Genomic DNA, 12,513 nt, shown 5'->3' on the forward strand with positions numbered 1-12,513 from the left:
CCGAGGGAGACGTAGCGCAACGTCTCCCTAGCAGCGCTCCGTCAGACTCGGCGAAAAGGGGGTCCGGGTGGACGTCAGCGGCGGGAGAACTCGGAGGCCTCGCGCACCAGCTCCGGGCTGGGCCGGACGCCCGTGTAGAGCACAAACTGCTCCTCGGCCTGGATGGCAATGACCTCGGCGCCCGTGATGAGGTGCTTGCCGGCGGCGCGGGCGGCCTTGATGAGCGGGGTTTCGGCCGGAAGGGCGACGACGTCGAACACCACCTGGGCGTTTGCCACCGCGGCATCGCCGAAGGACTGCACATCCTCATCCGCACCCGCCATGCCCAGGGGCGTGACGTTGATGATCATGCCGGCAGTGGCATCCCCCGTGGCAGCCAGCCACGCAAATCCGTACAGCGCGGCCAGTGCCTTGCCCCGTTCCTCGTTGCGGGCCACAATCGTGACGTCCGCGAACCCGGCGTCGTGCAGGGCTGCGGCCACGGCCTTGGCCATGCCGCCTGCACCCTGCAGCAGCACCGAAGTGGCGGGATCGACCTCGTTGACGGCCAGCAGCCGGGCAATGGCCAGGTAGTCGGTGTTGTAGGCGGTCAGCACGCCGTCATTGTTAACAATTGTGTTGACCGAATCGATGGCGGTCGCTGAGGCGTCCATGAGGTCCACCATGGCGATGACGTCCTCCTTGTAGGGCATGGACACGGCGGCGCCGCGAATTCCCAGGCCCCGGATGCCGGCGACCGCCTGCGCAAGGTCGGTGGGGGCGAAGGCCTTGTAGACAAAGTTCAGGTCCAGGGCGTCATAGAGGTAGTTGTGGAAGCGCGTCCCAATGTTGCTGGGCCGTGCGGCCAGGGAAATGCACAAGGTCATGTCTTTGTTCAGAATGGGCACGCCTCCATTGTGCCGCACTTACTGAACTACAATCAGAAGGCAGCCGGAGCTTTTGCCGCATTGCTGCCACAACTCAAGGATTGCCGAGGGGGCGCCCCAGTGAAGATTGATTTCGCAAAGTCTGAACAATCAACGCTGGGGTTGGAATGGGAAATCGCGCTCGTTGATGCCGATTCCGGTGAACTTGCCGCCCGTGCCGACGACATCTTTGGCAACATTCAGGCAGCACACCCCGAGGCCATGGCGGACGGGGAACACCCGCACATCAAGGGTGAGATGCTGCAGAACACCGTGGAGCTGGTCACGGGCATCTGCCACACCGTGGCCGAGGGCACCGAAGACCTCCGCCGCAACTTGAACATTCTCCGCGAGGCCGCCGCACCCCTGGGCCTTGACCTGCTCAGCTCCGGCACCCACCCCTTCAGCAATTCGCGCACCCAGGCAGTCACGGACAAGGAGCGCTACGCCAAGCTCGTGGACCGGACCCAGTGGTGGGGCAGCCAGATGCTCATCTACGGCGTGCACGTCCACGTGGGGTTGGACCATGTGTCCAAGGCGATGCCGGTCCTTGACGGGCTTGTCAACTACTTCCCGCACTTCCAGGCCCTCTCGGCGTCGTCCCCATACTGGAACGGTGAGGACACGGGCTACGCCTCGCAGCGTGCCCTCATGTTCCAGCAGCTGCCCACGGCCGGGCTGCCATTCCAGTTCCCTGACTGGGCCGCGTACGAGTCCTACGTCCAGGACATGTTCACCACAGGTGTCATTGACGCAACCAACGAGATCCGCTGGGACATCCGCCCCGTCGCCGGGCTGGGCACCATCGAGATGCGCATCTGCGACGGCATGTCATCGCTGGAGGAAATCGGCGCCATTGCCGCGCTGACCCAGTGCCTCGTGGAAGACTTCTCCAACACCCTTGACGACGGCGGCACCATCCCCACCATGCCGCCGTGGCACATCCAGGAAAACAAGTGGCGGGCCGCCCGCTACGGCATGGAAGCCATCATCATCCAGGATGCGGCCGGCAACGAGAGGCTCGTCACCGAGGACCTGGTTGACCTGCTGAACAAGCTGGAGCCCGTGGCCGCCAGGCTGGGCTGCTCCAATGAGCTTGCCGACGTGGAGAAGATCATTGCCAACGGGGCCGGCTACCAGCGCCAGCGCCGCGTGGCCGCCGCCAACGGTGGCGACCTGCGCGCCGTCGTGCGTGAGCTTGTCGCGGAGATGGCAGCCAACTAGTCCGCACGCCCGCCCAAAGGACAGCCGCGGACGGGCCCTATTCGGGCAGGACCACAAGTTCCAGGTAGTCACGCAGGCAGCCGGCCATGTCCACCTTCTCCGGCGCCATAAGCCACTGGGTCTGAATGCCGTCCCACAAGGCAATCAGGCTGGCGGCTGCACGTTCGGGGTCCACTCCAGGGCGGAGCCGGCCCTCATCGGCGAGCGCCGCAAATGCACGCAGGTAGCTGCGCCGCAATCTTTCGTAACGTTTGGTAAAAAATTCCAGGCCCGGGTGGTTCTCCGTAACGGACTCGGCGCAGAGCACCGTATATAGCTCAATCACGCCCGGAACCGTCTCATTGAAGTGCGCCTGGCGGATCACCGCATCCACCAGGGACTCCTCGGGGTCCCTGGGCTGCCCGCCCCCGGTGATGGAGTCGCGCCAGTTCAGCACGGCCAGCAACAACTCACTTTTGGTGGGGAAGTAGTGCAGAAGGCTTGTCTGGCTCATCCCCACCTTGTCCGCCACATCCTGCAGCGAGCCTCCCCGGTAGCCGTGGGAGGCAAACACCGCATGCGCTGCCGCGACGATGTCTTCGCGCCTCTGTTTGGACTTCGCGTACGGCCCGCGTTTCACCGGTTGCCGGGCTGGGTTGATGGTCATGGAATGTCAGCTTAGCCGAGATCGCACATCCCCAATCTCCAAATTCGAGTACTCACTCGAGATTTGTGGTAGCTTTTCCACATTCCCCAAAACGAGGTGTGTGCGGGACCTCCGGATCCACCGGTGCCGCCGTCACCCTCACGAAGAAGTGAGAGAACAACCCATGCCCCCATTGACCCGAAGGCAGATGTTGCAGGCCGGACTTGGAACGGCGGCCCTGGGCCTGCTGTCCGGCTGTGCCACACCAGGAACAAGCAACATCAACGCCGCACCCACCATTGCGCCCGCCGGCGGCAAGAAAATTACCTTGACGTATTGGTCCTGGCTCAAGGATCTGCAAGTTGTGGCTGACATTTGGAACGCCGCGAATCCCAACGTCCAGGTCAAGACGGTGTGGATCCCCGGCGGCAACCAGGGCGGATACCCAAAGCTGTATTCAGCGCTGGCCGCCGGCGGCGGACCCGACCTTGCGCACGTGGAGTTTGGCGTCATCCCCTCGTTCATGATGGTCAACGGGCTGGTGGACCTGACACGCTACGGCGCCGCGGACCACTCCGGCCGCTATGACCCCACGCTGTGGAACCAGGTCAGCTACTCGGGCGGGATCTACGGAATCCCACAGGACTCGGGCCCCATGGCCACGTACTACCAGCCGAATGTCCTGGCCAAGGTGGGTGCCACGGCACCCACCACGTGGGATGAATGGGCCGGGGTTGCCGCGGAACTGCGCAAGGCCAACACCTACATGGACTGTTTCCCGCTCGCCGAGGCCGGATTCTTCACGGCCCTGGCCGCCCAGGCCGGCGCCAGGTGGTTCCGGGCGGAGGAGGACGGCTGGGTCATCAACATGACCGACGACGCCACCATGAAGGTGGCCCGGTTCTTTGACGCCGCAATCGACAAGGACCTGGTGCAGACCCAGTACGGCACTTACTCCCCCGGATGGTTTGCCTCGGCTGCGGACGGCGGCATTGCCTCCGCCACCTCGGCAAGCTGGGGCGATGCCCTCATTGAGGGCGTCAGCGGCGGCGCCGGCAAGTGGAGGGTCGCAAAAATGCCTGTGTGGGACTCCAGCGGCTTTGGTTCCGGCTACCTGGGCGGATCAACCGTCTCCGTGCTCGCCAACAGCAAGCACCCGCGCGAAGCATTGGAATTTGCCGTGTGGCTCACCTCCAGCAGGGAGGGCATAGACGCCGAAATCAAGAATTGCGGCATCGGCTGGTCCCCCTCCCCTGACTTCATCGGCACCACGCGGCAACAGCCGTCCGACTTCTTCAGCGGCCAAAACTACAACGAGGAAGTCTTCGCACCCGCCGCTCTTGAACAAAACACCGACTGGTCGTGGTGGCCCTCGCAGCAACAGTCATTCAACATCCTCAGCGACGGCTTCCGGCAAAAGGCCTCGGGCACCACCTTGGTGGATTCCGTGGCCTCCGCAGAGGAAAAAATCATCCAAGTCTTCAAGAACAGCGGACTGAGCATCAGGAAGGAACAGGCATGAGCACCACAAAACCACTGAAACGCCGGGCCCTGCCGCAGGCCGGCCAGGCCCGCAGCAGCGAGGCACCCCGGAAAAGCCGCGCCCAGGACCGGGCACCATGGCTTTTGCTGGCTCCGTTCCTTGCCCTTTTCCTGTTGACGTTCATCCTGCCCATTGTCGTCGCCGTGTTCTCCAGCTTCACCAAGGTCACCCGCAGCGGCCTGTTCGGCGAAGCCGGCATCAGCAGCAACTTCGCAGGGTTCTCGAACTACGCCCAGGCCCTTGCCGACGGCAACTTCGTGGCCTCGATTGGCCGCATGCTGGTGTTCGGCGCCGTGCAGGTGCCGCTCATGATCGCCCTTTCCACGGTGTTGGCCCTGCTGCTTGAATCCGCATCGGCCCGCTGGCCGGGCTTCTTCCGTGCCGCCTTCTTTCTGCCCTACGGAGTCCCCGGCGTCATTGCCACGATCCTGTGGTCGTTCCTCTACGTCCCAGGCCTGAGCCCCCTTTACGACTTTGCCGAGCTGTTCGGCCTGTCCCCTGACTTCCTTGGACCGAAGACTGTGCTGTGGTCAATCGCCAACATCGTCACGTGGAGTTACACGGGCTATAACATGTTGATCATCATCGCCCAGTTGAAGGCGATCCCGGGCGAGGTGTACGAGGCAGCCAAGATGGACGGCGCGTCACCGCTGCGCGTCGCGTTCAGCATCCAGCTGCCGTTGATCCAGCCCGCCCTGGTGCTGACCACCATTTTCTCCATCATCGGCACGCTTCAGCTGTTCGCCGAACCACAGGTTTTGCAATCGGTGTCCCCCGCCATCGACAGCCAGTTCACGCCCAACCTCAGCGCCTACACCACGGCGTTCGCGTACAACGACTACAACGTTGCCGCCGCCCAGGCCGTGCTCATTGCGCTCGTCGCCTTTACGCTCTCCTTCGCTTTCCTCGCATTCACGAACAGGAAAACCAAATGACCGCCACACTGCCCCAAGCCCCGGCCCGCCCGGCCAGGCCGAGCCGCAGGAAAGGCACGCAAATCCTCGTCACGGGCGCCCTCGTGGTCGCGGCGCTGTACTTCCTTGCACCCGTCTATTGGGTGGTGGTGGCTTCCACGAAGTCCACCGAAGACCTTTTCGCCACGAACGGTTTTGCCTTTGCGGCCAACTTCAACCTCTGGAACAACCTCGCGCAGGTACTCAGCTACGACGGCGGCATCTTTGTCCGCTGGTTCCTGAACTCAGTCCTCTACGCAGGGGTGGGCGCGCTCCTGGCCACCTACATTGCGGCAGCCGGCGGCTATGCGCTCGCGAAGTACAAGTTCAAGGGCAGCAACCTGGTCTTCGGCATCATCCTGGGCGGGGTGCTGGTTCCCGGCACGGCAACCGCACTTCCCCTGTTCCTGCTGTTCAGCCAGATGGGGCTCGCCAACACCTACTGGAGCGTGTTGCTGCCGTCACTGGTTTCCCCGTTCGGACTGTTCCTGTGCCGCATTTACGCGCAGGCAACCGTGGACCCCGCCCTGATCGAAGCCGCGCGGCTGGACGGTGCCGGCGAAATCCGCATCTTCCACACAGTGGGCCTGCGGGTGCTGACACCTGCCCTGGTGACAGTGTTCCTGTTCCAGCTCGTGGGCGTGTGGAACAACTACTTCCTGCCCCTCGTCATGCTTTCAGACACCAAGCTGTACCCCATCACCCTTGGCCTGAACAACTGGCTCAGCCAGGTCAACCGCCTGCCGGAGTTCTACCAGCTGACAACCGGCGGCGTGCTCCTGTCCATCATTCCGCTGGCCATCGCCATGGTCGTGCTGCAACGCTTCTGGCGCGGCGGCCTCACAGAAGGATCCGTCAAATAATGACCTCCAGCAATGCCATCGCGGCCGACGCCTCCTACATCACCGACCGTGGTCCCGGAACAGGCCTGCGCGTGCCGGCACGGTCGTGGCTGGCCACTGACGCCCCCACCCTGTCCCTGAACGGGGACTGGCGCTTCCGGCTACTGCCCGGGGCCCCTGGAACCCCCGGTGGCGCAGGCCTGCTTCCTGCCGGCGAGGATGTGGAGTCAGTGGCCCTCGAGTCGCTCGACGACGCCGGCTGGGACACCATAGCCGTGCCCTCACACTGGGTCTTGCAGGGGGACGGCAAGTTCGGCCGGCCCATCTACACGAACGTGCAGTATCCGTTCCCGATTGACCCCCCGCACGTCCCGGACGCCAACCCGACAGGCGACTACCGGCGCCGCGTTGACGTTCCGGCCCAGTGGTTTGAGGGCGCCACGGAGGCACTCACCCTGCGCTTCGACGGCGTCGAGTCGCGCTACAAGGTGTGGGTCAACGGGATTGAGGTTGGGGTTGGCTCGGGAAGCCGGCTCGCCCAGGAATTCGATGTCAGCACCGTTTTGCGCCCCGGGGAAAACCTTGTGGTGGTGCGAGTCCACCAGTGGTCGGCGGCCAGCTACCTGGAGGACCAGGACCAGTGGTGGCTGCCGGGCATCTTCCGCGACGTCAGCCTGCAGGCACGCCCCACCGGCGGCATCACCGACGTCTGGCTGCGCACCGGATGGAACGCAGGCACCGGAAGCATTGACCCGGAAATCACAGCGGAAGCAATCGCGTTCCCTGTCACCCTCACGGTCCCGGAGCTGGGCGTGGAGGTCACCTGGGACACCCCCGGCGCCGTGGCTCCCCTGGAGATTGCCGGCGTGGAACCGTGGTCCGCGGAGGTTCCCAGGCTGTACCAGGCCACCGTGGCCACTGCGACCGAATCCTTGTCCTTCAAGTTGGGCTTCAGGACCGTGGCAATTGTGGGAGACCAGTTCCTGGTCAACGGCACCAAGGTGGTGTTCCATGGCGTGAACCGGCATGAGACCCACCCGGACAGGGGCCGCGTCTTTGACGAGGCCGACGCCCGCGAGGACCTGGCCCTAATGAAGCGCTTCAACGTAAACGCCATCCGCACCAGCCACTACCCTCCGCACCCGCGCCTGCTGGACCTGGCCGATGAAATGGGCTTCTGGGTCATTCTGGAAAGCGACGTGGAGACCCACGGCTTCCACACCCAGGGCTGGCGCAAGAACCCGAGTGACGACCCCGCCTGGCGGGAATCCTTCCTGGACCGCATGGAGCGCACAGTGGAGCGTGACAAGAACCACCCCTCGATCGTGATGTGGTCGCTGGGCAACGAGTCCGGCACCGGATCCAACCTCGCTGCAATGTCGGCATGGACGCATGCACGGGATGCCTCCCGCCCCGTGCACTATGAAGGTGACTACACCGGCGCCTACACCGACGTGTACTCGCGCATGTATTCATCCATCCCGGAAACGGACTCGATCGGCCGCAACGACTCCCACGCACTGCTGCTGGGCTGTGACGCCGCGGAGTCGGCCCGCCAGCGCACCAAGCCGTTCATCCTGTGTGAATACGTACACGCCATGGGCAACGGCCCCGGCGCCATGGATCAGTACGAGGAGCTCGTGGACAAGTACCCGCGCCTGCACGGAGGTTTCGTGTGGGAATGGCGGGATCACGGCATCCGCAGCAGAACCGGAGATGGCACGGAATTCTTTGCCTACGGCGGGGACTTCGGTGAGGTGGTCCACGATGCGAACTTTGTCATGGACGGCATGGTCCTCTCGGATTCCACACCCACGCCCGGGCTGCACGAGTTCAAGCAGATCGTCTCGCCCATCCGTCTCGGCCTGGCCATGTCCGACGGCGGGGTCCCCACCTTGTCCGTCCGGAACATGCGGCACACGGCCGACACATCCGACGTCGTGCTTCGCTGGCGGGTGGAACACCAAGGCGTCCCGGCCGCCCACGGCGAGCTGGCGGCTGCGGGAAGCAATGGCAGCCCGCTGCCGGCCGGCACGTCGGCACACCTTGCCCTGCCGGTCCCCCACGTGTCGCCGGATGCGGAGACCTGGCTGACGGTTGAGGCGGTGCTGCGCGAGGCCACTGCCTGGGCCGCCGCCGGCCACCCCCTCTGCGCCGTGCAGCTCGACCTCTCGCACAAACGCACGCCGGTCCGGCCACCCCGCCCGGCAACACCAGTTTCAGGGCGGGTGTCCGGCAGGCTCACCCTGGGCCCTGCCACGTTCGACGCCGGGACCCTCGTTTCCCTGGCCGGCCTGCCAGTGTCCGGTCCCCGGCTTGAGTTGTGGCGGGCTCCCACAGACAACGACCGCGGCGCCGGCTTTGGCGCCTACGGGTCCGAGGACCCGTGGCTGAACAACGGCAAGGGTGTCAAGGGTCCATCCTCCGAAACCCTGTGGAAAGCGGCCGGTCTCCACAGGACGTCCGGGCGGGTTGAAGACATCTCCGCCCTGGCGGACGGCCTGCGGATCCGCACCACGTACTCGGCAGCCAACACCAGCAACTCGGTGGAGGTTGAGCAGACCTGGCAGCTGGCAGGAGGCGAATTGTGGCTGCGCATCGAGATCTTGCCCAGTGCAGGCTGGAACGTTGTGTTCCCACGCATCGGCGTCCGGCTGGACGTGCCCACTTCGGTGGACGGGGCACAGTGGTTTGGTGCGGGCCCCAGGGAGTCGTACCCCGACAGCATGCACGCAACCTCGGTGGGCCGGCATGCCGAAACACTTGACGGGTTAACCTTTCCCTACGCCCGGCCGCAGGAAAGTGGCCACCGCAGCAACCTCCGCAGCCTGGACTTGATGCAAGGTCCAACGCCGTGGCTGCGCATCGAGGCAGAAGCAGACGCGGCCGGCAGGCTCCCCGGATTCACGCTGGCACGGCACACGGCACAGCAGGTCACGGCGGCCGGGCATCCGCACGAACTGCCGTCCCCCGTGCACAGCCACCTGTTCCTGGACGCGGCCCAGCACGGACTCGGATCGCGTGCCTGCGGCCCGGACGTGTGGCCGGATTTTGCCCTCCGCCCCGAAGCGAGGACATTGCTGCTGCGCATTTCCGCCGCCTGACGGACGCGTAGGCCCCGGGCGGGGCCGGTTCTTAGTGAATTCTTAGATCCCGTGCGAAACAGTGGAGAACAGGCCCCCGGGCCGCACCACTGCCAGCCACGAATTGGAGAATTCCTTGACCGGATCCCACCCTGTCCGGGGGCGCGACACCGCTCCACGCGGCCACGCCCGCCCCGGGCACACCCTTCCCCGGCCCCTGCAGCACGCCCAGACCCGGCCCCTGCAGCACGCCCAGACCCGGCTGGCGGTCCTGCCGCTGCCGCGCTTCTGGGGGCTGTGGGTGGTGCTGCTGTCTGCCGCCGTGCTGGCCACCGGTTTCTATGCCGTGGGCTCGCCGGATTTCAGCGCGGGTGAGTTCAGCGTTGACCAGGAACTCAGCCACGACCACAGCGGCATCCTGACGGCGCTGGCCATGGCGATGAACTACATCTTCTCCCCGGTGGGCGGGTTTCTCATGATCGCCGCCGCCTGCCTGTTCCTGATGCTGGCGAGGAAGTCACCGGTCAATGCCGTTGCCTTCGGCGGCTTGGCCGCGGCCGGCTGGCTGTCCAGCCAGTTCTTCAAGGCAGTGGTCGAGCGCCAGCGCCCCAACCCTGCCCTCCTGTTTGACCCGCTGGCCCCCGAAACCGGGTCCAACAGCTTCCCCAGCGGTCATGTGGCCCTGGCAGTGGGCCTCGCCTGGGCGTTTTTCCTGCTGGCCCGCAACACCCGCTGGGCCGGGCTTTCCGTCGTTGCCGGAATTGCGGTGCCCGTTGTCGTTGCTTGGTCGCGCCTCTACATTGGCGTGCACTACCCCTCCGACGTCGCCGCCTCCTGCCTGGCGGCGAGCGCAGCCGTGCTCCTGTTCACCGGACTGTGGAACCAGTTCCAGGGCCGGGTTCTGCCCCGGATTGCCCTGCTGGGCCGCTTTGGCCCGCTGTCGCCACCGGCCGCCGCCGGCCACAACTCCTGATGGGACGCTAGAAAATGCACACGCTCCTTGCGGCACTTCCCTCATCGCTGGCCGGAGTCCTTGACCCGGCAGCGCTGCTGCAGGGACTGGGGCCGGCAACCTTGGGCGTGGTGGCCCTTCTGGTCTTCATTGAATCGGGCATCCTGTTCCCGTTCCTGCCCGGGGATTCCCTGCTGTTCACGGCAGGCCTGCTGCACCAGCAGCTGAACCTGGCCCTGCCCGTGCTGATCGGGGTGGTGGTCCTGGCTGCCGTTGCCGGCGACCAGGTGGGCTACATGCTGGGACGCAAATTTGGCCGGCGCTGGTTCAAGGACGATGCCCGCATCCTCAAGACCTCCCATCTTGAACAAACCGAGGCCTTCTTTGCCAAGCAGGGCGGGAAGGCCATTGTGCTGGCCCGCTTTGTGCCCGTGGTGCGCACCTTTGCGCCCCTCGTTGCCGGCATTGCGCAGTACGACCGGCGGAAGTTCACCCTCTGGAACGTGGCCGGGGCCGTCGGCTGGGCCTCCTCAGTGGTGCTCCTGGGCACCTGGCTTGGCCACTACGATTTCATCGCCAGGAACATTGACGCCATCGCCATACTCATGGTCCTGGTCTCCGTGCTGCCGGGCGCCGTCGGCATGCTGCGGACCCGCCGCAACGCCCGGCGCACAGCGCGGCAGGCCGCCGACGCCCCGGCGCGGGACAATGGGGTGCATGCACATCAATGAGCGGCCACGGCTCCTGCTGGTGGAAGACGATCCCGTCCTGGGCGGGCTGATTGCCCAGTTGCTGGCGGAGGACTACGAGGTTGAACTTGCGGCCGATGGCCAGCGGGGCCTCCACCTGGGCCTGACCGGCGACTGGGACGCCATGGTGGTGGACCGCGGCCTGCCCGTCATGGACGGCGTGGAGCTGCTGGCCGCGTTGCGCCGCCACGGCGTGGCCACCCCGGCACTGATCCTGACCGCCTTGGGCACCACCGCGGAGAAGATTGAGGGGCTCGACGCCGGCGCCAATGACTACATGACAAAACCCTTCGACGCCGGTGAGCTGCGGGCCCGCCTGCGCGCCATGACACGCCGTTTCGGTGCCGCCCCTGCCCCGCTGGCCGTGGGCGAGTGGGAGCTGGACCCCGGCAGCAGGCAGCTCCGCTCCCCCTACGGCGAGCCCGTGGCGCTGACAGCAAAGGAGGCCCAGCTGCTGGCCATGCTCGCCGCCGAGCCCGGGCGCGTGTTCACCCGGCCCGAACTCGTCGAGGCGCTGTTCCACCCGCAGGACGGCCCCGGCGTCATCGACACCTATGTCCACTACCTGCGCCGCAAGGTGTCCCGGTCCGTCATCCGCACGGTCCACGGGACCGGCTACCAGATCGGGGATGCCTCATGAGGCGGCCGGCCGCCCCGCCCTCCCCGGGGCCGGATTCGGCACAGCTGCGCCGGGCAGCCCTGGTGGTCGGCGTGCGCATCGCGGTTGCCTGTGCGGTCATGGTGCTGGCCGTGATAGTTGCCGCCGCCGTCTACATGCTGTACTTGTCCCAGCACCCGGATGAGGTGGCTTCCCATCCGGGCTCCCCGCGGGTCTACGTGGAATCCAGCGACATGCTCCAGGCCATGGGCATCGCGGGACTGGCGGGCATTCTGGCGGCCGGCGGAATCGGCTGGCTGAGCGCCCGGAACGCCATCCGCCCGCTGGGCCGGGCCCTGTCCCTGCAGCGCCGGTTTGTCCAGGATGCCAGCCATGAATTGCGCACACCCCTGACCATCCTCGACGCCAGGGTGCAGCTGGCTGAGTTGAAGGTGTCACCCGGAACCGAGGCCGCAGACCTGCTGGCCCAAATCCGCCAGGACACGGCAGCCCTGACCGCCACGGTCCAGGAGCTCCTGCTGGCGGCAACGGGCGACCCCGACGCGGTGCCCCCGGAGCCACTGGACGCCGCCACGGTGGTGGACGCGGTGGCCGCCGAGCTGGGCGGCCTGGCAGCCGCACGGGGCGTGGAACTGGCGGCCGTCCACCAGGACGCGGCCCGGGTGCGGATCCATCCCAACAGCCTGCGCCGGGCGGTGCTGGGCCTGGTGGACAACGCGCTGAACCACACACCCGAGGGCGGGCGCATCACCATCACCACGGCCATGCGCGGCCAGCAGGTGGTGATTTCCGTGGCGGACACGGGCACGGGCATCTCCGGAATCGACAGGGCCCGCGTCTTCGACAGGTTTGCCCGGACCACCGAACCGGCAGCAGGGGGCCGGCGCAGCTATGGCCTGGGCCTTGCGCTGGTCAGGGAGATTGCAGTGGCCGCCGGCGGGGGCATTGAGGTTGCTGCCACGGGCCCGGGCGGCACAACGATGGCGCTGTCGCTCCCCGCAGCCTCCTAGCCGGCCGG

The 12,513-nt window shown here is 66.1% G+C and carries 11 protein-coding genes; 9 read left to right on the top strand and 2 right to left on the bottom strand.

Annotation, left to right across the window (positions count from 1 at the left end; translation table 11 throughout):
• Positions 1 to 74: 74 nt before the first annotated feature.
• On the bottom strand, positions 75 to 887 hold the full coding sequence (locus PCK14_RS05690; protein WP_269937502.1) for a shikimate 5-dehydrogenase: 813 nt from the start codon (positions 885 to 887) through the stop codon (positions 75 to 77).
• A gap of 99 nt (positions 888 to 986) precedes the next feature.
• Here PCK14_RS05690 and PCK14_RS05695 point away from each other — a divergent pair, with 99 nt between their 5' ends.
• Positions 987 to 2,129, top strand: coding sequence for a glutamate--cysteine ligase (locus PCK14_RS05695; protein ID WP_269937503.1), 1,143 nt, complete (start codon positions 987 to 989; stop codon positions 2,127 to 2,129).
• 37 nt (positions 2,130 to 2,166) lie between these two features.
• On the opposite strand, the gene PCK14_RS05700 is transcribed toward PCK14_RS05695, so the two are convergent.
• Positions 2,167 to 2,775: a TetR/AcrR family transcriptional regulator gene (locus tag PCK14_RS05700; protein WP_269937504.1), complete on the bottom strand. Its 609-nt coding sequence runs from the start codon at positions 2,773 to 2,775 to the stop codon at positions 2,167 to 2,169.
• 163 nt (positions 2,776 to 2,938) lie between these two features.
• Here PCK14_RS05700 and PCK14_RS05705 point away from each other — a divergent pair, with 163 nt between their 5' ends.
• The 8 genes from PCK14_RS05705 (at position 2,939) to PCK14_RS05740 (ending at position 12,505) form a co-directional block, all read left to right on the top strand.
• Positions 2,939 to 4,276 (top strand): ABC transporter substrate-binding protein, encoded by a 1,338-nt coding sequence (locus PCK14_RS05705; RefSeq protein WP_269937505.1) that lies wholly within the window; start codon positions 2,939 to 2,941, stop codon positions 4,274 to 4,276.
• Positions 4,273 to 5,232 (top strand): carbohydrate ABC transporter permease, encoded by a 960-nt coding sequence (locus PCK14_RS05710; protein ID WP_269937506.1) that lies wholly within the window; start codon positions 4,273 to 4,275, stop codon positions 5,230 to 5,232. Before PCK14_RS05705 ends, PCK14_RS05710 begins: the two co-directional genes overlap by 4 nt.
• Complete coding sequence (locus PCK14_RS05715) at positions 5,229 to 6,113, top strand: carbohydrate ABC transporter permease (protein WP_269937507.1); 885 nt, start codon at positions 5,229 to 5,231, stop codon at positions 6,111 to 6,113. The genes PCK14_RS05710 and PCK14_RS05715 overlap by 4 nt, the downstream gene beginning before the upstream one ends.
• Positions 6,113 to 9,196, top strand: coding sequence for a glycoside hydrolase family 2 TIM barrel-domain containing protein (locus PCK14_RS05720; RefSeq protein ID WP_269937508.1), 3,084 nt, complete (start codon positions 6,113 to 6,115; stop codon positions 9,194 to 9,196). The genes PCK14_RS05715 and PCK14_RS05720 overlap by 1 nt, the downstream gene beginning before the upstream one ends.
• Before the next feature lie 115 nt (positions 9,197 to 9,311).
• Positions 9,312 to 10,148, top strand: coding sequence for a phosphatase PAP2 family protein (locus PCK14_RS05725; protein ID WP_269937509.1), 837 nt, complete (start codon positions 9,312 to 9,314; stop codon positions 10,146 to 10,148).
• 14 nt (positions 10,149 to 10,162) lie between these two features.
• Positions 10,163 to 10,858 carry a DedA family protein gene (locus tag PCK14_RS05730; RefSeq protein ID WP_269937510.1) on the top strand — a complete coding sequence of 232 codons (696 nt, stop codon included), beginning with the start codon at positions 10,163 to 10,165 and terminating at the stop codon, positions 10,856 to 10,858.
• Positions 10,845 to 11,516, top strand: coding sequence for a response regulator transcription factor (locus tag PCK14_RS05735; protein ID WP_269937511.1), 672 nt, complete (start codon positions 10,845 to 10,847; stop codon positions 11,514 to 11,516). Before PCK14_RS05730 ends, PCK14_RS05735 begins: the two co-directional genes overlap by 14 nt.
• Positions 11,513 to 12,505 (top strand): sensor histidine kinase, encoded by a 993-nt coding sequence (locus PCK14_RS05740; RefSeq protein WP_269937512.1) that lies wholly within the window; start codon positions 11,513 to 11,515, stop codon positions 12,503 to 12,505. The genes PCK14_RS05735 and PCK14_RS05740 overlap by 4 nt, the downstream gene beginning before the upstream one ends.
• Positions 12,506 to 12,513 lie beyond the last annotated feature (8 nt).

The organism is Arthrobacter sp. HY1533, from assembly GCF_027568515.1.
In the GTDB taxonomy this organism is placed as follows: Bacteria; Actinomycetota; Actinomycetes; order Actinomycetales; family Micrococcaceae; genus Specibacter.